The following is a 23992-nucleotide window of genomic DNA, read 5'->3' as shown; positions in this document are numbered from 1 at the left end:
CGGAAGCCCCCCGCTTTTCCGGTCGGGAAACCCCTTCATAGCCGTCCCCTTAATCCCAAAGCGCAATTGAGGCGCCCGCCCGCGAGGTGGTATTTCTGGCGTCAGGTTGGACGGTCAGGACCGAATTGCACATGCGCATTCCAGCAACCTTGAAAGCGTGGCCATCGCTCGGCACGCCCCGAACCATCGGATGGTGGGGGCGGCTGAGTGCGCTGTCATTCGGTGCAGGCGGCATAATCGGACTGGTCGTTGCGCTAGGGCTGGCACGCCCAGATAGCGCGGTAGGTGCAGCAACAGTTGCTTCCTTGCCGGGAGCAGAGAAGATCGCGGCTGTGTCAGGTCGTGTCGCTACGACAAACTCGTCGGAGAAAACCCTCGAGCCCCTGCACCAAGCTTCGATTGAAGCGGCGCTGACAAAGGCAAGGCCGTTCAAATTCTGGGGACCGCGCACGGACAAGCAGCGAGCCGCCGATTGCCTCGCCGCTGCCGCGTGGTACGAGATCGGCGATGACCACACCGGGCAACGCGCAGTAGTCCAGACTGTCATCAACCGGGTCAATCACCCGGGCTTTCCCAATTCGGTATGCGGGGTGGTGTTCGAAGGATCGCGTCGCTCGACCGGTTGCCAGTTCACATTTACCTGCGACGGCTCGCTTGCAAAGCGACGCCCTTCGACACGTGCATGGGAACGCGCGCTCGCCGTCGCGAACGAGGCTCTTGATGGTTTCGTGGATGGATCGATCGGTTCTGCAACTCACTATCACGCCGATTACGTCACACCCTGGTGGAGTTCGCATCTCGAGCGGCTCACGGCTGTCGGCCCGCATATTTTCTATCGCTGGTCTGGCAGCCGCGGTGCATTGAGGACACCGGCCCGGCTGGACGCTGAAATGGATTACGACGCGCTGGTTGGCCGGAGTTTCCAGGCTGGATCGACAGACGCCGATACCGAGACAGTGCCCGACGAAAATGCCGAACTAACCGCAGCCGAACCTATGGCGACTGCGGCGGCGAACACCGCGGCCGTGGCTGCATTGGCACCGAAAAGAAGCGCGAACCCGCCGATTTTCCTTCAGGTGAACGCTCAACAGGCGAGCGGGCGCTGGGCGGTTTCCGCGATGAAGGCATGTGCCGGGAAAAAGAACTGCCAGGTCATCGCTTATGACAGCGCGGCCTCGGTCAGCGCCAATAAGGCACGCAATCACGCGCAATTCGATCGCCCGCGATTCTTGTTCCTGCGCGATGCAAAATCGGGAATGGATATCGCTTTATGGGATTGCGAGAGGGTTTCCAGACCCTCTTCCAATCAGTGCCTGCCAGGAAATGGGGCGGCACTCAAATCGCTGCTGGCGGAGCGGTAAAGGCGAACCGAAGGGCTGTTTGCAGCCAGATCGGCCAGCAGTCGTTCAGGCTACCTGAGCCTTCTTCATAGCGTGGTAATCGGAAAATCCGTGGGTGCTTGCCCACATCGCAGCTTGCGTGCGATTGCTTACGTCGAGCTTGCGCAGGATCGCTTTCACGTGGACCTTCACGGTCGCTTCGCAAACGTCGAGTTCTCGCGCGATCACCTTGTTCGAATATCCCGCCATCAAGCAGCACAGAACATCGCATTCCCGGGCCGAGAGGTTGGCATCCTCCATTTCGTGCTCGATATCGTTGCCCGCAACACCGTGCGGAAACGTGTGCCGGGCCAGCATGTCTGCAAGCTCGGACGGAAGCACTTTCTTACCGAGCGCGACGAGACGGAATGCGGTGATGAGCGGCTCCGACTTGAGCGACTGGACGATGTAACCGTCCACGCCTGCATCGAAGAACTCGATCACACGGTCCATTTCGAAAGTATCGACGAGCACGGCGATCTTGGCCATCGGATATGCCGAATGCAGTTCCTTCACAGCAGCTAGCTGTGCTTCGGAATCCGGCAAGTCCAAAAGGATGAGCAAGTCGCTATCGAAATCTGCATCGATAACCTTGTCGACACGCCCCGTCGACATAACGACGTCATAGCCATCGGCGGCTAGAAGTCTGTGAAGCCCCTCACGTGAAATTTCGTTCGGACAGATCAAACATAGATCGCTGTTCATGAAGTGGTCCCACCCACAAGTTTCCAACAAATACCCCCAAGTGCCGATCGGGCATCTTTCACCAGGGCGCATTATCTTTTGTTGAAAACAGCCGTGGCGGCGACTCCGAACGGCAAGTGAATGATGATAGATTACCCACAAGGAATCAACAGGAAATTTTTAGCTAACCGTTAACCAAGGAAAGCCTTGTATCTTTTGGTAGCCTTTCGCGTCTTACGTTCGCAGAATTTCACGAGCGCGCAATTTTTCTTTCCGATTGACGCATAGATCTTCGATCAAACCGGGCATTTCTGCCGACCAGTCGGGAATGACTAAAAGAACGATTCGCGGATCGTAATCGTGTCGCCCGGAGCGACCTTAAGCGCGGTGTTGTCGAGACGGATCAGTCGACTTCCGGACCACAACTGTCGCTTGAGCACGATCGATTTTTTTTCAGCCCGGGGCGTGAATCCCCCCGCTTTGGCAACAGCCTGTTCGAGCGTGAGCTCGCCATTATGCGCGTATTCACCCGGTGCGTTCACTTCGCCGAGGATGAAGAACGAACGGTGCTCGAGGATCTCCACCGCGACCTTGGGATAGAGGACAAATCCGCCCTCTTTCAGCTTCGTCTCGATCAGGGTCGCGACCGCGCCAGGTGTCATGTCCTTGACGATCAGTGGTTCGATCAGGGGCATGGCGAGCGTGCCACCGCTGCCGACCTCGAACTCGCCCGAAAGCGTATCTTCGTCGAACACCGTGATTTTCACCTGGTCCCCAGCATCAACGAAATAGCCCTCTGCGACTTCGCTGTTGGCCGCCGACGCTGACTGGATCGGCAGATCGTTGGTCGCGCAGCCGGTCGCCACAAGACAGGCCGATGCGACGAGTGCAAATGTTGCGGCAGTTTTCGAAGCGTTGAACACGGCGATATCCCTCCAACCCGGCACCGGTCCAAGAGCACGGCACCTTCAGGCTGAAGATTACGACAGGGCGCTTCCCGATTGTATTACCATTCAGGGTGATAGGCGGCGATTTGAGGTCGACCGAAATCCCCCTTTGGTCGGATTAGACTTACAACCGATGCGCGATTGTTCCGGGCGTGGTTCTGGGGAAGTTTAGCTGCAGGCAGCGAGCGCCGGATTGGGGCGGCGTCGCTGCCAATGGGGCCATACCGTTCAACAGCGGCTGATCGATCAAATTACATGCATACGACCAAACACGAAACGGTGATGCGCGATGGGGGGGCGACCACAGGGGGGCCGTTCTTCAGCAGCGAATCCACGCCGTCGGAACGCGAACTTCTCGCCATGGCATCTGACCTGGTGCGCAGCAGCGAAGAGCCTGTCTCCGACGAGGCGAGTGGTCTTAGCCGGAGTCTCGTCCGTCTCATGGACCTGACGCTGGCTATTGGCCTGCTTGGCGTGTTGCTTCCGGTCATTCTGATCACGGGAGCCTGCATCGCCATGTCGAGTCAGGGCCCGGTGATATTCAGGCAGACGCGGATCGGGCTCGGAGGGCGCGAGTTCCAGTGCTGGAAGTTCCGCTCGATGCGACAGGATGCGAGCGAGCGCCTCGCTGCGCTGCTCGCCTCTTGTCCCGATATGCGCGCCGAATGGGAACGCGATCAGAAGCTCAGCGACGATCCGCGCATCACGCCGCTAGGCACATTCCTGAGATCATCGAGCCTTGATGAATTGCCCCAGCTCTTCAATGTCATTCGCGGGGATATGAGCCTAGTCGGCCCTCGCCCAATCGTGCACTCGGAAATCCCGAAATACGGGCGCTACATCACGCACTATCTCAGCCAGAAGCCGGGGCTCACCGGTTTGTGGCAAGTGTCGGGGCGCAACAACACCAGTTACCGACGCCGTGTCGCAGCGGACGTCCTGTATTCGCGCAAAGCCTCATTCAGAACCGATCTCGCCATCCTGTTCGCCACGATTCCCGCGGTGCTCAGCGCGGAGGGAGCGAGGTGATGGCCCGGAGATACGACAGTCAGAACAGCCAGAAAACCACCGCCCAGATGGCAAGTGCGGCTGGTAGAGCGATCAGCATGCCTCGGGCAAAGCTGCCTCGACCCGTTTCGGGGAGCGATTCCGGTACGGTTTCAACCGGCTCGGAGGCCTCTTTTGTAACGACGACCCTATTCATAATAGTTATCGACCTACTCCTTTTTGCAGCGAAGTGCCACAGGGAGATAACGTCTCGCACGCGCATTGGTTGCGCAACGCAAGAAACCTCCGCTTTGGACGATACCCGGCGCCCGGTGCCGCACGTTCGCCAACCGCGCGTCTGGCTCGACCGGCTGGCGCGCGAGTTCGCAGATCTTTTGCTCATCGTGAGGAGCGCCGAGAGCGTGCTTCCCGATGCGCTGGCAATCGCGCCCAAGGCATTGGCTTTCAAATCGCCGATCAAGCCCCGGACCGCGCAAACCTTCGTCATGCGTGCCGCGATCTTCGCGTGCCTTTGCATGATCGCTCCGCGTATGGCGCTGGCCCAGCAAGAGGACGTGGTCACACCGGTTGAACTGTTCGATCCCGCTTCGGGCGAAGGCATCCGCATTTCGCCCAATTTCATCCTTTATCCGGAGGCCACGGTCGAAGTTCGCTACGATGACAACCTCTACAATCTCGATACCAACGAGATCGAGGACGGGTTTGTGCTGCTGCGCCCTGCCCTCACCCTTGCGTCCGATTTCGGACGCCACTCGGTCAGCCTCGTCGGGAGCGCCGAATTCCGCCGTCACTTCGACATTACCGACGAGGACAGCGAGCAGTTCGATATCGAAGCTGCGACGACGCTTGAATTTGCCGACGGCGTGGATGTCGATGCCTATGCCGGGATAGGGCAGAAGATCGAACAGCGCGGCACTCTGGGAGACGTCTTTTTTACCGACGAGCCGGTGAGCTTCATCGAAAAGCGCGGCGGCCTTTCTATTGCTCGGACCGGTGGCAAGCTTGAGCTTTCGGCAGGCGCCGACATCGTCAACCGCGATTACCAGGACGTGCTGGTCGGCGGCATCGAAACCGACCTTTCGATCCGCGACGTCACGATCCGAAGCGCGCGCGTCCGTGGCGATCTCGGCGTGCGCGAGCAGACCGGCATCTTCGTCGAGGTCGGGGGCAACCAGATCGACTTCGATCTCGCTACCGTACCCGAGCGCGATTCGAGCGGCTTCTCGGTCCTCGTCGGCGTGCGTCACGAAGTCACCGCGCTTATCGAGATCGAGGCGGGTGTCGGATACATCCACCAGGACTTCGACGATCCTGCGGTCGACACGGTCAGTGACGTCAATTTCCGGCTCGGCGCGGTCTGGACGCCGAAACCCGAATGGCGACTGACGGCGAGCGCGACTCGCTTCATCGATGCGAGCCGAACGCTCGACTCCCCTGCAATCAAGGTCACGCAATTCCGCATCGGCGCGCAGCGCGCTCTTGGCGACCGTGTGCTGGTCGGCGTCGATGCGGGATACGCCGAAGAAAGCTTTCGCGGATTGCCCAGGAATGACGAGCGGATCTTCGTCACTGGCTCAACGACGCTGCGCGTGACGGACCGGATCGGGCTTACGGCGTCGGCCGGTTACCGCGAACAGGACGGCGGCGCGTCGGGCCGCGATTACAATGGGTTCTCGGCTGCCGTGGGAGTGAGGGCGGCATGGTGACCTCAAGGGATTTCTTAGGAGGGAAAGATGGAAGGTTCGCGTGAACTAGCCAGGGCCGGCGGCCCGGGCGGACCGGTAGGTCATTACGGAGAGCACTCCCTGATCGCGGCGGATCGGATGGATCTGACCGAGAGCGTCAGCTTTTTCCGAAGGCAGTTCAAGACGATCGTGATCGTGACCGCGGCGGCGCTCGCGATCGGCGCTCTGCTGTCCTTCCTGATGGGCAAGACCTACCTTGCCGAATCCACCGTCATGCTCACCGACGATGCCGCAATCGTCACCCAGTCGAATGCCAGCATGACTGCACAGCCGGTGTTGACCAGCGAAGTGGTCGACACCCAGATGCAGATCATCGCATCAGAGGAAATGGCGAAACGCGTGAGCGATGCACTCGCACTCGGCGCCGGGCTTGATGACGCGGGGCAGCGCGAAGTGCTCGACGAACTGCAGGCCAATGTCGGCGCGCGGCGAGCGGGCGAGAGTTACGCGCTCACCATCTCCTACCAGGCGGACGAACCGGGCACCGCAGCCAGCATCGCCAACGAATTCACCCGGCAATATGTCAATTGGGAACTGTCCGCCGAGCAGGAGCGCAACCGCGAAGCGCGCGCCATCGTCGAGGAACGTCTCGCCGAGCTGCGCGACCAGGCGCAGGCCGACACGCAGGCGCTCCAGCAATACCGGATCAACCAGAACCTGCCGAGCATGACCGGCGCGTCGCTCACCGAGCAGGAAATCTCGACCTACAACCAGGCGGTCACGACCGCTCGGGCCGAGGCAGCAGAGGATGAGGCCCGGCTCCAGACCGCCCTTGCGCAGCTGCGCTCCGGATCGACCGGCGACGACGTGGGCGAAGCGCTCGATTCGCCGGTGATTGCATCCTTGCGCTCGCAGGAAGCTGTGGCAGCCGCTGCCGTAGCCGACCTTTCGGCCAAATATGGTCCGAACCACCCGCAATTGATCCGTGCAAACAGCCAGCTTGCCGAAGTTCGCAGCCGCATCGAAGCGGAGATCGGCCGCGTCATCTCCAACCTTCGCGCCAAGCGCGCGGTTTCAGCGCAGCGCCTTGGTTCGCTCAATGCCAGCCTTGCCGCAGCGCGTCAGAACCTGTCGCGCAATAATGCAGCGATGGTCGGGCTAAGCGAGCTCGAGCGTGCTGCCGAGGCATCGCAGGGCATTTACGAGACCTATCTCAACCGGTTCAAGGAACTGATCGCGGCTGAAGGCAGCGAGAAACCGAATGCACGGGTGCTGACCTTTGCGAGCACACCGATTTTCCCGCACTCGCCCAACATTCCGCTCAACATGGCGTTGGCGCTGATCATCGGGCTGGGGCTCGGAATCCTCGCCGCCTATATCAAGGAGGCCTTGTTTCACGGGGTCTCGACCCCGGACGAGATCGACCGCGAATTTCCGGTGCCGTGCCTTGCCTCGATCCCGTTGCTCACGTCGATGGGAGGATCGTCCGAGCATCCGGCTACCGCAATTCAGGAAGCGCCGCGATCGGCCTTTGCCGAAAGCTTTCGCTCGCTCGGAGCATCAATCGACCTGGCAACGCAGGGTCAGGCAAAAGTCATCGCGATCACATCCGCGCTGCCGGACGAGGGCAAGACCGTCATGTCGTGCAGCCTTGCGAGCGTTCTCGCATCAGGCGGGCAGCGCACGATGCTGATCGATTGCGACCTTCGCCGGCAAGGCATCAGCCGCCTGCTCAACATGCAGGCTGGGCAGAAAGGGCTGGTGCAGGTGTTGAATGGCTCCGCGCCGATCGACTTCGACCAATATGTCGATGACGACGTGTTCTGCGTGCTGCCGCTCTCGCCATCCAAGGACGAGCCGGAGCACCTTTTGCGGGGTCAGGAATTCGTCGACCTGCTCGAGCAGCTGCGCGAGCATTTCGACCGCATCATCCTCGATCTTCCGCCGGTCCTGCCGATTGCCGCCACCCGCATCCTCGCCAGCCGCGCGGACGTGGTGGTGATGGCGACGAAGTGGCGCGAAACATCCAAGTTCGCGATCCGTGCGGCGCTGCGCCGCCTTCCGCCCGAACACGTCAACGTTCTCGGCATCGCGCTGAGCGGTGTCGACATGTCGCGGCGGCAGTTCCTCAATCCGCATGACCCGTACTTCTACTATTCGCAGTACGAGAACTATTATGCCTGATTTCTCGCCTCACCTCTGGCCGGAAGCGTGACGCCATGGCGCGCGGAGGCTTTTCCGAACGGCGCGTTGCGATCGTTCATTACTGGCTCGTCTCCATGCGCGGCGGCGAGCGCGTGGTCGAACGCCTCCTCCACCTTTTCCCGAACGCCGATATCTTTACCAATGTCTATGACCCGGCGAAGACCTCGGCGACGCTGAATAAGGCGCATATCGAAGCAGGGTTCGTGAACCGACTGCCCTTCGCCAAGCGGCTGTACCAGTATTACTTGCCGCTCATGCCGATGTCGCTCGAAGGGCATGACCTGTCCGAGTACGACCTTGTCATCAGCAGCGAGTCCGGCCCGGCCAAAGGCGTGATCACCCGGCCCGATGCAACTCATGTCTGCTATTGCCATTCGCCAATGCGGTATCTGTGGGATCAGTATCACCAATACCGCTCCGAAGCCCCGGCCATCGCGCGCGGGGCGATGCCGCTGATGTATCACCAGCTGCGCAAGTGGGACGTCTCCTCAAGCGCGCGGGTCGACAAGTTCGCAGCCAATTCGCGCTTCATTCAGCAGCGTATCCGCAAGGTGTGGCGGCGCGAATCCGACGTAATCCATCCGCCGATCGAAGTGGATCTGTTCAAGCCATCGGAAGACGTCGGACCCGAGTATCTTTGGGTCGGCCAGATGGTCCCCTACAAACGGCCTGACCTCGCGGTCGAGGCCTTCAACGCGAATGGTCGCCCGCTGACGATGGTTGGCGTCGGTTCCATGCTCAAGAAGCTGAAAGCGATGGCCGGCCCCAACATCACTTTCATCGACCATCTCGATTTCGCTTCGCTTCGGAAAGCCTATGCGCGTTGCCGGGCCTTCGTCCTGACCGCCGAGGAGGATTTCGGCATCACCCCGGTCGAGTGCATGGCATCGGGCCGCCCGGTAATCGCCTTCGGCCGAGGCGGGGCGCTTGACAGCGTGAAGGCGGGGACGACCGGCATTTTTTTCGACGAGCAGACGCCCGAAAGTCTGACCGAGGCGGTCGAGCAGATGGAGGCCTTCTTAGCGAACTTCGATCCTCAGGCAGCGATCGACCATGCGATGCGGTTTGCACCAGAACATTTCGATCGCAAGATGCTCGAGCTGGTCGGCAACGGTTGAGGGCGCGCGGCGATGGAGCTCACCTTTATTGGCCTGATCCAGATCGCCATTGGCGTTCTCATCGTTTTGGCGGGAAGCGTTCGCAGCGCCGTTCTGTTCCTCGTGGTGAGCGCACTGTTCGAAGGATCGGCAGCGATGACACTGCCCGCTCTTGGCGGGTCGTCGATACCCCCGGTCCAGTTCGCATTGCTTTTTATCGTTATCAGGATCTTTGCGCCCAGAGGCGGGTATCTCGGCTACCTCACAGCCGCGATCAACGAGAACCGCTGGATCGTCATCTTCGCGCTCTACGGCATTGTTTCCGCCTATGTTGCGCCGAGGCTCTTTGCGGGCACATTCGATGTATTCCCGGTGCGGCCTGATCCGGGCATGGGGCCGTTCGACACCATCCCCCTGACCCCCACCGCCCAGAACTTCACAGCCGCATTCTACCTGTTCGGCGCTCTGATGATCGCGCTTTCCAGTTATGTATTTTGCCGCGCGAAAAGCGGCGCCGAGGCCTTGTGCGCTGCAATCCTCATCGCAGGCTGCCTGCACATTGCGACAGGCGTGCTTGATCTCGCAACGCGCGGGACCGGCCTCGGCGTGATACTCGAGATATTCCGTAACGGCGGATACAGCGCTCTCGACCTGTCGGTATCTGGTTTCATCCGCATCAGGGGCGTGCTGCCAGAAACATCGACCTATGCGGGCATCGGCTTTGCGCTGTTCGTTGCGAGCGCAGAGCTCTGGTACCGCTCGATCCGCGAACGGGCCATGGGCCTAGTCGCGCTGGGGCTGGGCATCATGCTGGTGCTGAGCACGGCATCAACCGCCTATGTCGCGCTGGCGGCCTACGGCCTGTTTTTCCTGTTCCGCGCCATGCTGTTCCCGAATGCCGCACCGCATGGGAAAGTCATGCGCGCTACGATCGTTGCGCTTGGCATCGGGTTTGCGATCGCCGTCCTGCTCGCCCTCGTCCCCCGCCTGCCCTTTGCCGTCTACGAGATGATCCTCGACATGACGGTCGCAAAACCGGCAAGCGATTCCGGGCAGCAACGCTATTTCTGGGCAATGCAGGGGTGGGACGCGTTTCTCGCGTCGTGGGGTCTCGGCATCGGACCCGGAAGCTTCCGCTCGTCTTCGATGATCACCGCGATCCTGGGTTCGATGGGCGTGGTCGGCATCGTTTCCATCACGATGTATATCAAGACGGTCTTCCGCGCTTCGGCTCACTCGACCTGGGGCGTGGTCCCCGACCAGAATTTGTCAATCGGCGGAGCGCTCGGGACGGCAGCTCTGATCTGCCTCATTCCCGCAGCTATCGCGTCTCCGCATGTCGTTCCGAGCGCCTTTTTCGCGATCTTCGCAGGAGCCTCGCTCGGCCTGCGCACGCGTTCGAAAGCGGCACGGGAGCCGGCCGGGATCGACCCGCGCGAACTCGCATGGGATTTGCGCATGCCCGTGGCAGAGGAGGCCCGTTAGTGAAGAGTACAGTGCTCAAACCGGCGGAGCTGACCTCCGATCTCCTTTGCCGTTGGAGAGCCCTTTGCCGCATGTCGGCAATCTACCGCAGCCCGTTCTACAGGCCGCAATTCACTCTCGCCGTCGCTGATGTAAGGCCGGATACGCGCGTCGCGGTTTATGAAGACCGGGGCAACGTTATCGGCTTCCTGCCCTTTCACACGGCCCGAGGCGGCGCGGGAAAGCCGGTTGGCGGACAGCTCAACGATTATCAAGGGCCGGTCCTTGTACATGGAGCGCGGATCGAGCCGCGGGAGCTGCTGGAAGGGGCCGGACTGTCGAGCTACGATTACAACCACTTGCCGACCGAGATTTCAGGGTTGTCTCGCGGCGCGACCGGCTTTTCCTCCTCGCCGCAGATGAACCTTTCAGAAGGCTATGAGGCGTTCGTCGGCCGCAAGGACAAGAGCTGGACCAAGGCAAAGCGCGAAATCCGCAGGCGTTGCCGCAAGACCGAGAAAGAGTACGGCCCGCTCCGCTTCACCTTCCATGACCCCTCGGACGCGGTGTTCGAGCGACACATCGAAATGAAGAATACGCTGCTCGAGCGCGCGGGCACACGGTTCCGGATCAAGCGCGACTGGATCGGCGAAGTTCTTCAAAGGCTCCGGCATATCGAAGACGAGGACTTCAGCGCCCGGATGACGACGCTTCACGCCGGCGACCACCTGCTCGCAGCGCATTTCGGCCTAACGGCGCGCGGCGTGTGGCACTGGTGGTTCCCGTCCTACGACCTCGCAGCATACAAGCTCGGCCCCGGTATCAACCTTGTCGATCAATGCGCGATGGCGGCTGAAGAGCACGGCATTGACACGATCGACTTCGGACGCGGTGACGGTGCTTTCAAATTGCTCTTTGCTGACCGCTTCGTCGAACTGTGCGAGGGGACTATCGCGCGGCCCGGCAGCATGGCGAGGCTCATCCGGCAGGGCACGCAGGCGGTCGTCTCGGCGGCTGAAAGCCTCCCGCTTGGACAGTACAAGAGCTACCCGAGGCGTGCGGCGGCGAGACTCGTTTCGGGAGTGACGCTGCCCGATCGGAAGCACACGTGAACCTGCGGCTGGGGGTCATGCGCGGCGCCTTCTCGCTGGGCGGCGCAAGGATCGTCTCGAACCTGCTGGGCGCAGGCGCGATCCTCATTCTCGCCCGTCTGCTAACTCCCGAGGATTTCGGCATCGTTGCCATCGCGACCGCAGTGCTGACCGTGGTTCAGTCCTGCACGGACCTCTCGCTCAACAATGCGCTTATCCAGAAGGAGAACCTGGAGCGCTCACATGTCGATACCGCGTGGACGATGGCGTTGCTGCGAGCGCTAATAATCGTAGCGTTCTTCGTGCTCGCGTCCTGGCCGCTTGCGATCCTGTATTCGAACACCGAGCTCGTCGCTGTCTTCCTCGTTTCGGGGCTGACCGGGGCGATGATCGGCTTGCAAAACCCGCAAGTCTGGCTCGCGACGAAATCGATGCGCTTCGGCCCGCTCGCCATCGTTCAGTTCTCGCAAAAGGCCGTCGCAATCGGATTCGGCATAGCCTTCGCGCTCATGTTCCAATCCTATTGGGCGATCATCATCGGCAACCTGATCGGAGCCGTGTTTGCGAGCCTCATCGGCTACGCCCTCGTGCCCTACCTCCCGCGCTTTTCGCTGAAGAAATTCCGCGAGATCTGGGCGTTTTCGGGCTGGATGTTCTTCAACCAGCTGCTCGAGACGGTGAATTGGCGGGTCGACCAGCTCATCATCGGCCTCGTCGTCCCCAAGGGGCAGCTTGGCATCTACGCCGTCGCCGACAATCTCGCAGTCATACCAACGCGCGAATCGATCCAGCCGATTCGGCACGCCCTTTTTCCCGGCCTCGCCAACTTGTCGCAGGACGTGAAGCGGCTCGCCCGCTCGCACCTGCTCGCGCAATCCTCGATCGCGATGCTGATCGCGCCGCTCGGCGTGGGGCTGGCGCTTGTTGCGGAGCCGGCGGTCGCCATCGCATTGGGTGATCAGTGGACGGCGGCAGTGCCCTTCGTCGAGATCTGCGCGATCTACTACGCGCTCGGCACGTTCAGCATGGGTTTGCAACCGGTCGCGATGGCGATGGGGCAAACGAAGCTGCTTTTCATCCGTCAGGTGATTGCGGTTTTCATCAAGGTTCCGCTGATCGTAGGCGGGCTGATGACCGGCGGCCTGACCGGAGCCGCACTCGGGCGGCTGGTGAGCGAGTTCATCGTTGTGATGATCGAATTCGTGTTCTTACGGCACTTACTCAAGATCCCGGTGCTCAGCCAATTGAAACACCACGCGCTGACGCTGGCCGGTTTGCTCGCAATGGCTATCGTAGTCTTCGGCGTCGATACAATTCTCGCCGGATCTGGGATCGGAGCCCTGCCCACACTCGGGCTGCTTGTGGTTGTTGGAGGAGCGACCTATTTCGCCGCTGTGTTCCTCGCCTGGCGCATGACCGGAAGGATCGAGGGGCCGGTGACCGAATTGATGAAGGTTGCATCACGCTTCGCCGAGAAGCGCCGCGCAAGACGCACTGTCGCGATGGACCCGCCCACGCCAAGCGAAAACCACGTTTGACATACCGGCGCCCGGTCAGGCGAGACCGATCGGCCTGCCCTGCCCATATCCATCGAGAACCGCTTCGGGCGGGCGGATGAAGCCGCGCTCGCCATGCGCCTCGGAAACGAGCGCGCGCGCCATGTCCTCGACATCCTTGCTGTTGCGCGGCGCCCAGGGGAGCTCGGTTTCATCGGTACGCTCGCGCGGCACTTTCAGCATGTCGAGGGCGAACGGCGCAACATGGGCGAGCGTATCTCGAACCTTGGGCGCATAGCGGAACTTAAGGAAATCGACCTGCGCGTTAATCTTGTCGCCCGGCCCCTGGCTCGGGATGAAATCGGCCCAGATCGTGCCTTTCAGCTCCTCGCGATACCACGCGGCGGCGTCCGCCCAGCGCGGGGGACGGCGCTTCGACCAGGGCTTTGTCGAGGTGTAATGCTCAAGGCACGGCTTCAGCTTGCCGCCGAAATTGAGATAGGTTTCGTGGAGGTTCCAGCGCGGATCGAGCGGTTTCCACTTGTTCTCCAGCGCGTGGTTGAGCGCGTCTTGGTCGGGCGCTTCCATACAGCTCTCTGGATGGTCGGCGAGAAACTGGCGCGCGCGATCCAGCGCTCCGTCCTCGAGCATCTTCGGCCAGTCAAACACCATCACCCCCGATTGCAGGTAGGGCGCATCGTCGGCGAGGAAGAGATCCTTGCGCCGCCGCCGGATATTGCCGGTGAGGTAATAAACGAAATCGTGCACCGCCGCCGCCGGATAGCCTTCCATGTCGAAGGTCATCAGCGGTTCGACCGGCGCGAGGATGCGCGTATCGGCATCGAAATAGATCAGGCGGTCCACATCCGCCCCGAAGATCATGTCGAAATAGAGCCTCAAATATGCCGCGCGCGGCCAGCGCTGGTTGATCGGCTTGATCTTCTCGTCGACGAAATCGGGAACGATCACCTCGGCAGGCACGCCCTTGTCGGCAAAAAACGCGCGCGCCGCTGCAACGTCATTGTCGCTGACGTCGCAGGCCACCAGTTTCAGGCTCACATCGTAGCCTTCGGACAGGTGATCGCAGACCGATTTCAGCTGGCAGCACGCCGCCGGCAGGTATCCGCTATCCGAAGCGGTGGTGATGACGATCTTCGTCACAGGCACTCCACCACGCATTCGACCCCGATCTGTTCGAGCGATGCCGTGATCTCATCCTCGTAAATCCGGTTCATCACGATCACGAGGCCGGGTTCGATCTCGGCGAGCTGGTCGGGCGAGACGATCAAGTGGCCCGTGCCGGGCATGAAATGGTTGTGCCGGTTGGGATTGATGTCGGTGACGAAGTCGACCATTCCGGCAATCCCTAGCGAGGTGAGGAACGACACAGCCTTCGAGCCGGAGCCCCACAACACCACCGTCTGCCCCTTGGCCTTGGCCTGCTCGACCACATGGCGCCAGTGCAGCTTGTGCTCCTCGAGCCGCGCGGGGAAACTCGCAACGAGCTCGGCAAGATCGCTGTTGCCATCGCGCGGATTGGGCAGCAGCGGTTCGCTAGCCGGGACGGCCTCGATGGTGAGGTATTGGTCGTCATATTCGACCGCAGTGCGCGTAACCTCGAAGCCCGATTGCTCGAACAGATATTGAAGCGAAGCGGAGGTGAAGTACGAGCAATGCTCGTGGTAGATATCCTCGAAGGCGCAATGGCGGATGATACGGTCGGCTTCGGGAACCTGGAAGAACACCACGGTTTTCTTGTCGGGATCGAGCCCTGCGCGGATGGTCTCGATGAAATTCGCCGTCTCGGGAATATGTTCGAGCGTCATCTTGCAGCATAGGAAATCGGGCTGCTCGTCGCAGTGGCGCGGCTCGAAATATTCGGGGATCAGGGTCACGCGCTCGGCGCCCTCGACACCCTCCAGCCGCTCCGGCAGCGCGCTTGGGTCGACGCCGATGCCGCGGTTCTCGCCGAGCTGCGAGAGGAGGACGAGGAACTCGCCCTTCCCGCATCCGATCTCCATCACCTCGCGCTCCTTCAGGTCGTGTCTTTCGACCATTTCGGCCGCGAGATTGCGGTGGAAGCGCGAGAATGTCGGCGAGAAGCCCTGCGTCTCTTCGTAGCGGCCCGAATATTCGGTCAGGTCCTGGCGGAAGCTCGCATTATAGATGAACCCGCATTCCTCGCAGAAGCGCAGGGCAATCGCGCCGCGACTGCAATTGATAGCCTCTGCGCGGGTTTCGAAGAGGATGCACGAATTGGTCGGGACATTGTGGACCTCGTGAAACAGCACCGTCCCGCCCGACCCGCAATTGGGGCAGGCGAAGACTTCGCCGTCATCCTCTATCTCGGAATGGCTGTGTGTAAGCGTGGAATTGTCGATCAGGTTCATTTGACGATCCTTGGTTCGGGCACGGGCACGATGAATTGTCCGCCGGCCTCAAGGTATTCACGTTGCTGCGCGATGATCTCGTCGGCGAAGTTCCACGCGAGCATCAGCACGAAGTCCGGCTGGCGTTCGACCAGCGCTTCGGGCGGAAGGATCGGCAGGTGCGCGCCCGGCATGAACTTGCCCTGCTTGTTGACGTTGCGGTCGACGACGAAATCGATCTGCGAGGTGTCGAGCCCGCAAAAATTGAGCATCGTTGCACCCTTCGCCGCCGCACCATAGGCGGCGATGGAGTGTCCTGCCTCTTTCAGCTCGGCGATCATGGCGAGCAGCTTCGTGCGCAGCTCCTCTACCCGGGCGGAAAACTCGGCGAAGAATTCCGGCTTATCGAGGCCGATATGGGATTCGTTCGCCAGCATCGCGGACACCGATTCCCCGACATCTTCCTTCTTTTCGACGAAGATGCGCAGCGAACCCCCGTGGATCGATAGCTGCTCGACCCGGTTGAGATAGAGGCCGTGGCGGCGGAACAGCTTGTGGAGCGCGGTGAGCGAGAAATAGCACAGGTGCTCGTGATAGATTGTGTCGAATTCGACATGCTCGATCAGCGGCAGGAGATACGGCATCTCGATGACCGCGACGCCATCGTCCTTGAGGATCTTCCCAATCCCCGACACGAAGCCATTGGTGTCCGCGACATGCGCCAGGACATTGTTGCCGTGGACGACATCCGCCTTGCCGTGCGCATCGACGAGGTCGTCTGCAAGCTCCTCGGTGAAGAACCCGCACACGGTTTGCACCCCGATCTTGCGCGCCGCATCGGCAGGACCATCGGCCGGGTCGATTCCGAGCACCGGGATACCATGCTCGAGATAGTTGCGCAGGAGATAGCCATCATTGCTCGCAAGCTCGATTACGAGGCTTTCCGGCCCCAGATTGCCCTCCTTCATCCGCGCGAGGGCATTCGCGCGCGAATGCTCCATCAAGGCAGGCGAGAAGGACGAGTAATAAGGATAGGCATCGGCAAACAGGATGTTGGGCGAAACCGTCTCAAGGATCTGCACCAGCGAGCAATCTTCGCAGAACGCAACGACAAGCGGGAAGGTGAGCTCCTCCTCTTGCAGCATTTCGGGCGTCAGCAGCCGGTCTGCGAGAGGCGTCGAGCCGAGATCGAGAAACGGCTTGAGCGATCCGCCGCCGCAGGAACGGCAGCAAGTCTCGGTGCGCGAATATTTGCCGGGCTGTTCAAGTGTGATCTGGTTCATTGGTCAGTTCTCATGCTGGAGCCATGTGCCGGACCGGAAACAGGTCCTCGACGATATGCCCTTCGTCGACGCGCTGACGGACATGGGCGATGCGTTTGAAGGTCGGACCTTCGAAGGCGTCGAGCGTCAGGCCGCTCGAGTGGAAGGCGTCGTAAAGCTGTTCGACCCCGCGGCGGCAGGTCCATTGCGGTTTGAAGCCGTGAAGCTTCCTCGCGATGTAGTTGCAGTCGACGCGGTAATTGCGGACGTCGGGGCTTGCATCCTCGGAGAACCCGACGCGCGAGTTCGGCACCACATCACGCACGATCTCGGCGATCTCGCGGATCTGGTAATTCTCCGTGGTCAGGCCGACATTGAACACCTCGCCGTGTACGTCTGCCCGGTCGGCTTCGAGCGATGCGATGTAAGCGAGCGCGATATCCTCGACATGGACGATCGGGCGCCACGGCGTGCCGTCGCTCTTCAGGTGGACCTCACCCGTACAGGTCGCCCACGCTGTGAGGTTGTTCACCACTAGGTCGAAGCGCAGCATCGGCGAGAGGCCGTATGCGGTCGATGCGCGCAGGAAGGTCGGGCTGAAGGTGTCATCAGCGAGGCCCGAAATCGCGAACTCGGCCTCTACCTTGGACGTGCCGTAGGGAGTGACAGGGTTGAGCGCCCCGCTCTCGTCGATGAAGTCGTCGCCCGATGCACCGTAATTCGAGCAGGACGAGGCGTAGATGAAGCGTTCGACCCCGGCCTGTTTTGCAAGGCGGGCGAGGTCGATCGAAGCCTGCGCGTTGATCTCCTGCGTAAGACCCGGACGATAGTCGCCCAGCGGATCGTTTGAGAGGCCGGCGAGGTGAAGAACCGCGTCGAAACGCGAAAGCTCATCAAGCGCGCCCGACGAGCGCACGAATTCGCGCACGTCCCCGCCGATCGAAGGGATCTCCGCTTCGGGCTTCAGGAACTCGCATTCATCGAAGAGGCCGCTGTCCAGCCCGCTGACGTCATGACCTCGCTCCAGCAAGCGCGGCGCCAGCACCGTTCCGATGTACCCCCTGTTCCCAGTCAAAAGCACTTTCACGTTTTTCGTCCTTCCATATCTTCCAGGGCGCTTTCCCCGACGCCCAGAATTCGTTGAGAACCTGTTTTTCACGCATGGTGTCCATGCACTGCCAGAACGAGGTGTGGCGGTAGGCCATCAGCTGACCGTCGGCCGCGAGCCGCGAAAGCGGGCGCTGCTCGAACATCTCTTCTTCGTGGTCGATGTAGTTCATCACCTCGGGCTCGAGCACGAAGAACGCGCCGTTGATCCAGCCCTCGCCGATCTGCGGTTTCTCGTTGAATTCGGTGATAAGATCGCCGTCGAACTCGAGGTGGCCGTAGCGCGCGGGTGGGCGCACTGCGGTGAGCGTTGCGAGCTTGCCGTGCGACTTGTGGAATGCGAGCAGCGCGGCGATGTCTATATCTGCGACGCCATCGCCCCACGTCACCATCGCTGTCTGGTCGCCGAGCCAGCTCGAAAGCTTCTTGATCCGGCCGCCTGTCCCCGCCTTCGTGCCCGTCTCGACAAGATCGACGTTCCAGTCGGGCACGCAGTCGGGCGTATGCTGCACGCAGGATCCATTGCGCGTACCGATCGAGATGGACCCCGAAACGCTGAAGTGCTCGCGGAACCAGCGTTTGATATATTCGCCCTTATAGCCGAGCGCGATGCTGAAATCCTTGAAGCCGTAATGCGAATAGATCTTCATGATGTGCCACAGGATCGGCATGTCGCCGATCTCGACCATCGGTTTGGGCCGGACATCGGTTTCTTCCGAAAGCCGTGAGCCGAGCCCCCCGGCCAGGATCCCGACTTTCACATTGGACATGTCGTGCTTGGTCATGGTCACACCGCCTTGCTTGGATCGGGATTGCGGCTGGGACGGACGAACATGCGCTTCACGCCCCCTGCGAGTGCAGGAGAGACGATGTTGGCGAGTTCGAGCCCGTAACGGCCGAGTTGTCGTGGTCTGAGGCTCCGCCCCAGAAGGTGCCCGTAGAGCCTCCAGGGCGAGACGATATCGCCATGGCGCGAGGCAATCTCGAACAGGTGCCGGGTGAGATTGAGGTGCTCGGCAGCCGCCCCCCGGCTCTTCTTGCCGGTCTGCCACAGGCTGCGCTGCACCTTGTCGTCGATGTTGATCGAGCGCTGTTCGTGCTCGCGGTTGTAGAAGATTGCGTCCTCGACGCGGACGAACTTGCCCATCAGCGCCGCCTCGGCGAGCACCGCGCGGTCCGACCCGTAATAGGGACGGTGCAGCGTCGACTTCGCGAGGTTCTCGCGCCGGAACAGGCCGAAGATCGGGAAGCACGTGCCCGCAAGCTCGATCGCCTGGCGGAAACGCATCGCGGGATCGTCGCTGTCGAGCGATGGCGTGTCGGCACCGGTGGGCGTAGTGATCTCGTTCGTCGGAGTGATGCCTCGCGTCGACCCGAAAGCCAGTGCCACATCGGGTGATGCGTCGAGCACCTTCACACATTCGGCGAGGAAATTGGCGCTCAACTGATCATCATGCGCGCACCATTTGAGATAGCGCCCGCGCCCATGCTCGAAACCGAGATTGTAGTTCGCCGATGCGCCCAGATTCTTCGGATTGCGGATCAGGACAATGCGCGGATCCTTCGCCGCGTATTCCTGCACGATCGCGCAGGTTTCATCGGTCGATGCATTGTCGCAAACGACGAGCTCGAAATCGGTAAAGGTCTGCGCGAGGATCGAGTCCAGCGCATCGCGAATATAGTTCGACCCGTTGAAGACGGGCATCGCCAGAGTCACTTTCGGGGTTGCTGCGGTCACGTCACCTTCCAACTTCGAAAAGCTAGGCCACACCGCTTGCGCGGCAGGCGATTATCCCCACGCGGCCATTGCCGTCGCGTGGACCAGGGACCTGACCCGCTGGCGTACTCTATCGCCGATAGCCCCCGTTTTTCCTGGCCTTGGTCTACCGCTGAGCGGCGAACACCGGAATACGCGCAAGGTGCTTAGACCGAAGGGGTTGGACGCTAACCCGAAAGGTCAATTTGCACCCGAATTCGTGGCGAATGCCCCTTTCGGGCAATCCCCATGAGGCGCAATGGAACTAGTCCTTGTTATCCTTTGCTCCCGAGGGGTGCGCGCCCTTTAATATCGGGCCGATACGCATCCGCGAGTGGGGGGTGCGGGAGGAGGCATCGATGAGCGCGAAAGAGGGAACCGTCTTCGTCCTGACGAATGACGCAATGCCGGGCTTCGTAAGGTTCGATTTCACCACGAGAAACGATCTCGCCACGCGGATCGAGCGGATCAACCGGGGCGAATTGCCGGTGCCGTATCGGCTCAATTTTGCAGCGTTGGTGCCAGACTGCGCGCTGGTCGATCGCAATGTCCGTTTCCTGTTCGGCGACTATTGCGAAAAGCCAGGATCCAACTTTTTCAAGCTGAACCCGGACATCCTTCGCGCCGCGATCGAACTGGCCGCAACCGAGGTCATCGAGCTTAGCGACAAGGAACAAGGTATCTCTCCCGGAGAACGCGTCAAGATGGATCAGATCAAGGCGTATCACGACGCCGTCTGGTTCGAGGCGCTCAACCTCGATGCGGGGACCAAGCTGCACTTTTCGAAGAACGAAGCGCTCACTTGCACTGCCATCGGAAACGGAATGGTCGAATTCGACGGCACTGAAGCAACCCCCGCAGAGGCATCGGCGAAGGCGATGCAGGCATGCGGTTTCGACTGGCGAGATGTTTCGGCGACAGAATACTGGATACCCGAGACCAACGGGCTGAACCCCTCCAGCAGCGAACATGCAGGTCCGGCGATTAACAGGGTGCTGCGCGCGAAACATGCGTCTGCCGAAAACGGATCGGGGTCTCCGATCATGTTCGTCCGAAACAACAAGATATGAGCCGTCTTTCTCTGGCTCGCGCGTTTGGAGTGGTTGATTGAGGTATTTCTGGGGCCTCGACCTGATCCGCTTTGTCTCGGCCCTGATGGTCGTGATGTTCCATTTCGGCGGGTTCGGAGCGAACGTTCCGGCATGGCCCGTACCTGCGAGCGAAGCGCCGCTTGGCTGGCTTCAGCCGGTCGGTTGGCTGGGATGGGTCGGGGTTCAGATATTCTTCGTTCTGTCGGGCTTCGTCATCGCTGCGAGCGCGCGCGGATCGACATTCGGAGTGTTCCTGAAAAAGCGGGCGATACGGCTCTTGCCGGTCCTGTGGCTGTCTGCAGCGCTGGCCCTCATCGTCCGCGCGCTGTGGGGGGAGCCGCTTGGCGAACTGCTCCCCGCTTTCCTGAAGACGCTCGTGCTCTCGCCCAAGGGACCATACATCGACGGTGTCGTCTGGACGCTTGTGGTCGAGGCGGCGTTTTACCTCTGCACCGCGCTCGTAATCCTGCTTGCACCAATTCTGGGTGGCACTGAGCGCGCGCTCGACCGGTTCGCATTGCTGCTAGGCGCTGCGAGCGGAGCGTTCACACTGTTCTACTTCGCGTGCAAAGTGACAAGCGGCCCGATCGCGCAAATGGGCGCTGCCCTGCCGCTCGGGTCTTTCGCGTTCGATGTGACGCTGCTGCGCCAAGGCGTGTTTTTCGCGCTCGGAATGCTGATGTACCAGGCGGTCGACCAGGGAATGACCTCTTCAAAGCTATGGGTGATGATGGGGCTGAGCGCACTGTGCATGCTCCAAATCTTCAACAATGTCGGCCAGATGCCCGCCGCGCTCGCGCCGATCGCAGTCTGGTCGGTCGCAGCCGCGCTCATCTATCTCGGAGCGCGCTTCGGAGACAGGGTATTCACGCGGGACGTACGCCCGATCATGCGCCCCATTGGGCTGATGACGTATCCGCTATATCTCAACCACTTCGTCCTCGGCGCAGCGCTGATGCCGATCCTTGCAGGCTGGATTGCCAACACCGTGGTTCTGTTTGTCGTCATGCTCGCGATCCTGCTCTTCAACGCATGGTTCATGGCGCAGTATCTCGAAAGCTGGGCGCAACGTCATCTCAAACGGGCACTGCTCGGATCGCCACGAGTGAGGCAGCCTGCAAGCCAGCTGCGAGAGGCGCGGCCCTGACATGCCGCGCATTGACATCCTCAATGTGAAGTACAGCCCGAACCTCGGTGACGGCGTGATCGCAGAATGTCTCGAAGAAGAAATCGCGAGGCAAAGGCCAGGGTGGGACGCAAAATCAGTCGACCTTGCAGGGCGTCAGGACTTCGGTACCGGGCTCGATTCCGCGAGGGGGCGTGTGCTGCGCGTCGTCGACACGATGCCCTTGTTCCTGCGCCGCATTGCCCTGTTCCTGATCCTTTCGGCCCTCGTTCGGTTCCGTCTACGCAGCCATTGGCGAAGAGAGCTTAAGGGCTCGGATGCGATTGTTCTTGGCGGCGGACAGCTAATTGCCGGCGCCGACTTTAATTTCCCGATCAAGATCAATGGAGTCTTAAAGGAAATACGCCGTCCAAGGCGGCCTTTCGCGGTGTTCGGCGTCGGGGTTGCCGGGAACCTGAACCGAACTGCGAAAGCGCTGTTCAAACGGGGTTTGAAGCCGCTCGAAATCGTCCATGTCGCTGTCCGCGACGGGGCTTCGGTCGCCCACTGGGACAGCCAGATCGCCGCGAACGGCATCGCCACCGCAGCACGCTGCCGGGACCCCGGCCTCCTCGCAGGCGAAGTCTATTCCAAAAGCGCGTTCGGCGAGGACAGGGTGAGACCTCTGGTGGGACTGGGCATCGTGAACCCGCGCACGCTCGATCGACATTCAAGCGCGGTACCTTTGGGGCATGTCGATCGGGCACTCGATCAATCGGCGCAGTTGGCCCGATGCCTGCTGGCATCAGGCTTCGACGTTTCGCTGTTCACAAACGGCCCGCATGATGACGAGAAGTATCTCGGCCTCGTCCTCGAAAGCGTCGGAAACCCGAGGCTCAGGCGATCGCCCCGCCCTCGCCTCCCGCGCGACCTTGCAGGCATCGTTCGCTCGTTTGACGCGGTTGTTGCCCACCGGCTCCATGCAAACATTCTCGCATATGCCTTTCGCATTCCCCATGTCGGTCTTGCCTGGGATCCGAAGGTGCGGGCGTTCTTCAACTCGGTCGATCGCGGGCCGTTCGTGGTCGACCTTGTCGACAGCCCGCCGCATGCAGTTTGCAGCCTTGTCGCGCGCGCCTACCGCGACGGGATCGACAGGACCACGCATCGAAGGGTCGTGCAGGAGACGCGGCAAGCAGTGGGTGTGTGCCTAGATCACCTCGCAGCGGGCATGGGCGAGGGACGAAGCGAGGAAAAGCTAAAGCTCCAGAATTCGGTCGGGGCGTGAACGCCCTCTGATCCAGTCGAGCATCCCCACCAGGTTCCCTTTCAACCGCCCGCGGCGGTCGACAAAGGGTTCGGGCCAGATCGATTTGACACCGTTAACGATCAGGTATTTGGCGATATTTTCATACATCGGGCGCTTGGGCGCGGTGCCCTTGCGGATAAGGTAGACCGAGTTGGCAACCTGCGAATATCCAAGCCGCACGCCCGATGTACGGCCCGCCTTTATGCCTCTGTGCGCGCCCACGAGCCGGTCAATTCGGCGCAGTTCCCCTTCGGCGAGCAGTTGGTTGGTAAGATCGAGATCCTCCATCCACCCGTAGAGTGGCAGCGCCTCGTCAAATCGTCTGTCACCCAGCGCCGAGGCGCGAACCGCCATGTTGCATCCGTAGAGGCCGAATACCGGCTTTTCGTTCAGATCGCCCCCGGGAAAATCCGTCGCCTTGCCCCGGATCGCCGCCAGCGCCTCATCGCGCGACAGGCCGGGGCCGTTGACACCATCAGCGACCACAAGCCCCGTCGCGCCCACCAGGCTCGGGTCGCTTTCGAATGCGTCATGCAGCCGTTCAAGATAGTGTCGATCAGGCACGAAATCGTCGTCGAAAAAGACCAGCAGGTCACTGTTCGCTGCGACGATATCGATCGCACGGTTCCGCTGGTGGCAGCTGCCTTTGTGCTCGCAGACCAGCGTTTCGTTGCCGAGCACCGGATCGCTCTCGGGCGCATCGTCGGGATCGATCACGGCGAATAATGTGCGGTCGGGTCGGCGAGTCTGCGCAAGCAGGTCTGCCACGAGGTCTTCCGCCGCCTCGCGCCGTCCCAGGGTCGCAACAATCACCGCAATTCGCACGTTTTCCCTCGCCCAAGGCCATTGCTGAAGACAAGACCTAGCGGCTTTGGGCGCGGATTTGGACTGACCAACAATCGTAATACTTATTAGCCCATGCCTGCCGTCTGAAGTG

The 23992-nt window shown here is 61.0% G+C and carries 21 protein-coding genes; 11 read left to right on the top strand and 10 right to left on the bottom strand.

The annotated features are described in order from the left end of the window. Positions 1-131: 131 nt before the first annotated feature. Positions 132-1361 (top strand): cell wall hydrolase, encoded by a 1230-nt coding sequence (locus tag FIU90_RS07345; RefSeq protein WP_152434192.1) that lies wholly within the window; start codon positions 132-134, stop codon positions 1359-1361. A 45-nt stretch (positions 1362-1406) separates the two neighbouring features. On the opposite strand, the gene FIU90_RS07340 is transcribed toward FIU90_RS07345, so the two are convergent. Both FIU90_RS07340 and FIU90_RS07335 read right to left on the bottom strand, forming a co-directional pair. Beyond that, a complete protein-coding gene (locus FIU90_RS07340) occupies positions 1407-2084 on the bottom strand; it encodes a response regulator transcription factor (RefSeq protein WP_172970213.1) in 678 nt (225 codons plus the stop codon). Positions 2085-2395: 311 nt separating this feature from the next. Continuing rightward, on the bottom strand, positions 2396-2986 hold the full coding sequence (locus FIU90_RS07335) for a polysaccharide biosynthesis/export family protein (RefSeq protein ID WP_172970212.1): 591 nt from the start codon (positions 2984-2986) through the stop codon (positions 2396-2398). A 279-nt stretch (positions 2987-3265) separates the two neighbouring features. Here FIU90_RS07335 and FIU90_RS07330 point away from each other — a divergent pair, with 279 nt between their 5' ends. Further along, positions 3266-4039, top strand: coding sequence for a sugar transferase (locus FIU90_RS07330; protein ID WP_234029672.1), 774 nt, complete (start codon positions 3266-3268; stop codon positions 4037-4039). Between the two features lie 19 nt (positions 4040-4058). Here FIU90_RS07330 and FIU90_RS15525 read toward each other — a convergent pair whose 3' ends face one another. After that, positions 4059-4214, bottom strand: a complete 156-nt coding sequence (locus FIU90_RS15525; protein ID WP_172970211.1) for a hypothetical protein — start codon at positions 4212-4214, stop codon at positions 4059-4061. Between the two features lie 94 nt (positions 4215-4308). Here FIU90_RS15525 and FIU90_RS07325 point away from each other — a divergent pair, with 94 nt between their 5' ends. From FIU90_RS07325 to FIU90_RS07300, 6 genes are all read left to right on the top strand, one after another. Next, complete coding sequence (locus FIU90_RS07325) at positions 4309-5724, top strand: outer membrane beta-barrel protein (RefSeq protein WP_172970210.1); 1416 nt, start codon at positions 4309-4311, stop codon at positions 5722-5724. A 27-nt stretch (positions 5725-5751) separates the two neighbouring features. Further along, complete coding sequence (locus FIU90_RS07320) at positions 5752-7887, top strand: Wzz/FepE/Etk N-terminal domain-containing protein (protein ID WP_152434188.1); 2136 nt, start codon at positions 5752-5754, stop codon at positions 7885-7887. Positions 7888-7922: 35 nt separating this feature from the next. Further along, positions 7923-9026 carry a glycosyltransferase gene (locus tag FIU90_RS07315; RefSeq protein WP_152434187.1) on the top strand — a complete coding sequence of 368 codons (1104 nt, stop codon included), beginning with the start codon at positions 7923-7925 and terminating at the stop codon, positions 9024-9026. A 12-nt stretch (positions 9027-9038) separates the two neighbouring features. After that, complete coding sequence (locus FIU90_RS07310; protein WP_152434186.1) at positions 9039-10490, top strand: glycoside hydrolase; 1452 nt, start codon at positions 9039-9041, stop codon at positions 10488-10490. Between the two features lie 71 nt (positions 10491-10561). Continuing rightward, positions 10562-11581, top strand: coding sequence for a GNAT family N-acetyltransferase (locus FIU90_RS07305; RefSeq protein WP_234029671.1), 1020 nt, complete (start codon positions 10562-10564; stop codon positions 11579-11581). Further along, positions 11578-13098 carry a lipopolysaccharide biosynthesis protein gene (locus FIU90_RS07300; protein WP_152434184.1) on the top strand — a complete coding sequence of 507 codons (1521 nt, stop codon included), beginning with the start codon at positions 11578-11580 and terminating at the stop codon, positions 13096-13098. Before FIU90_RS07305 ends, FIU90_RS07300 begins: the two co-directional genes overlap by 4 nt. A 15-nt stretch (positions 13099-13113) precedes the next feature. Here the strand turns inward: FIU90_RS07300 and FIU90_RS07295 are convergent, their stop codons facing one another. From FIU90_RS07295 to FIU90_RS07270, 6 genes are read right to left on the bottom strand one after another with little or no spacing between them, the layout of a single operon-like run. Further along, entirely contained in the window at positions 13114-14217 is a 1104-nt protein-coding gene (locus FIU90_RS07295; protein WP_234029670.1) for a glycosyltransferase family 8 protein, read from the bottom strand. After that, positions 14214-15446, bottom strand: a complete 1233-nt coding sequence (locus FIU90_RS07290; protein ID WP_152434182.1) for a class I SAM-dependent methyltransferase — start codon at positions 15444-15446, stop codon at positions 14214-14216. The genes FIU90_RS07295 and FIU90_RS07290 overlap by 4 nt, the downstream gene beginning before the upstream one ends. Further along, positions 15443-16708, bottom strand: coding sequence for a class I SAM-dependent methyltransferase (locus tag FIU90_RS07285; protein ID WP_152434181.1), 1266 nt, complete (start codon positions 16706-16708; stop codon positions 15443-15445). The genes FIU90_RS07290 and FIU90_RS07285 overlap by 4 nt, the downstream gene beginning before the upstream one ends. A gap of 10 nt (positions 16709-16718) precedes the next feature. After that, positions 16719-17732 carry an NAD(P)-dependent oxidoreductase gene (locus FIU90_RS07280; RefSeq protein ID WP_234029669.1) on the bottom strand — a complete coding sequence of 338 codons (1014 nt, stop codon included), beginning with the start codon at positions 17730-17732 and terminating at the stop codon, positions 16719-16721. Then, a complete protein-coding gene (gene rfbF, locus FIU90_RS07275) occupies positions 17698-18579 on the bottom strand; it encodes a glucose-1-phosphate cytidylyltransferase (protein WP_305038601.1) in 882 nt (293 codons plus the stop codon). Before rfbF ends, FIU90_RS07280 begins: the two co-directional genes overlap by 35 nt. A 2-nt stretch (positions 18580-18581) precedes the next feature. Beyond that, positions 18582-19532, bottom strand: coding sequence for a glycosyltransferase family 2 protein (locus FIU90_RS07270; RefSeq protein WP_234029668.1), 951 nt, complete (start codon positions 19530-19532; stop codon positions 18582-18584). Positions 19533-19909: 377 nt separating this feature from the next. Between FIU90_RS07270 and FIU90_RS07265 the strand changes: the two genes are divergently transcribed. The 3 genes from FIU90_RS07265 to FIU90_RS07255 are packed head-to-tail and all read left to right on the top strand — an operon-like array spanning position 19910 to position 23034. Next, entirely contained in the window at positions 19910-20620 is a 711-nt protein-coding gene (locus FIU90_RS07265) for a GIY-YIG nuclease family protein (RefSeq protein ID WP_152434179.1), read from the top strand. A 37-nt stretch (positions 20621-20657) separates the two neighbouring features. Next, complete coding sequence (locus FIU90_RS07260) at positions 20658-21788, top strand: acyltransferase (RefSeq protein ID WP_152434178.1); 1131 nt, start codon at positions 20658-20660, stop codon at positions 21786-21788. Between the two features lies 1 nt (position 21789). After that, positions 21790-23034: a polysaccharide pyruvyl transferase family protein gene (locus FIU90_RS07255; RefSeq protein ID WP_152434177.1), complete on the top strand. Its 1245-nt coding sequence runs from the start codon at positions 21790-21792 to the stop codon at positions 23032-23034. On the opposite strand, the gene FIU90_RS07250 is transcribed toward FIU90_RS07255, so the two are convergent. Next, positions 23005-23868, bottom strand: coding sequence for a glycosyltransferase family 2 protein (locus FIU90_RS07250; RefSeq protein WP_172970209.1), 864 nt, complete (start codon positions 23866-23868; stop codon positions 23005-23007). The genes FIU90_RS07255 and FIU90_RS07250 overlap by 30 nt on opposite strands. Positions 23869-23992 lie beyond the last annotated feature (124 nt).

Origin of the sequence: Erythrobacter sp. THAF29 (assembly GCF_009363635.1) — a bacterium.
GTDB lineage: Bacteria > Pseudomonadota > Alphaproteobacteria > Sphingomonadales > Sphingomonadaceae > Erythrobacter.
This window is presented reverse-complemented; position numbering and strand designations above follow the sequence as displayed.

Excerpts from the sequence above, each read along its gene's own strand:
- FIU90_RS07345 (WP_152434192.1), top strand. The coding sequence starts at position 132 with ATGCGCATTCCAGCAACCTTGAAAGCGTGGCCATCGCTCGGCACGCCC.
- FIU90_RS07340 (WP_172970213.1), bottom strand. The coding sequence starts at position 2,084 with ATGAACAGCGATCTATGTTTGATCTGTCCGAACGAAATTTCACGTGAG.
- FIU90_RS07330 (WP_234029672.1), top strand. The coding sequence starts at position 3,266 with ATGCATACGACCAAACACGAAACGGTGATGCGCGATGGGGGGGCGACC.
- FIU90_RS15525 (WP_172970211.1), bottom strand. The coding sequence starts at position 4,214 with ATGAATAGGGTCGTCGTTACAAAAGAGGCCTCCGAGCCGGTTGAAACC.
- FIU90_RS07320 (WP_152434188.1), top strand. The coding sequence starts at position 5,752 with ATGGAAGGTTCGCGTGAACTAGCCAGGGCCGGCGGCCCGGGCGGACCG.
- FIU90_RS07315 (WP_152434187.1), top strand. The coding sequence starts at position 7,923 with ATGGCGCGCGGAGGCTTTTCCGAACGGCGCGTTGCGATCGTTCATTAC.
- FIU90_RS07310 (WP_152434186.1), top strand. The coding sequence starts at position 9,039 with ATGGAGCTCACCTTTATTGGCCTGATCCAGATCGCCATTGGCGTTCTC.
- FIU90_RS07305 (WP_234029671.1), top strand. The coding sequence starts at position 10,562 with ATGTCGGCAATCTACCGCAGCCCGTTCTACAGGCCGCAATTCACTCTC.
- FIU90_RS07290 (WP_152434182.1), bottom strand. The coding sequence starts at position 15,446 with ATGAACCTGATCGACAATTCCACGCTTACACACAGCCATTCCGAGATA.
- FIU90_RS07285 (WP_152434181.1), bottom strand. The coding sequence starts at position 16,708 with ATGAACCAGATCACACTTGAACAGCCCGGCAAATATTCGCGCACCGAG.
- rfbF (WP_305038601.1), bottom strand. The coding sequence starts at position 18,579 with ATGACCAAGCACGACATGTCCAATGTGAAAGTCGGGATCCTGGCCGGG.
- FIU90_RS07265 (WP_152434179.1), top strand. The coding sequence starts at position 19,910 with ATGAGCGCGAAAGAGGGAACCGTCTTCGTCCTGACGAATGACGCAATG.
- FIU90_RS07255 (WP_152434177.1), top strand. The coding sequence starts at position 21,790 with ATGCCGCGCATTGACATCCTCAATGTGAAGTACAGCCCGAACCTCGGT.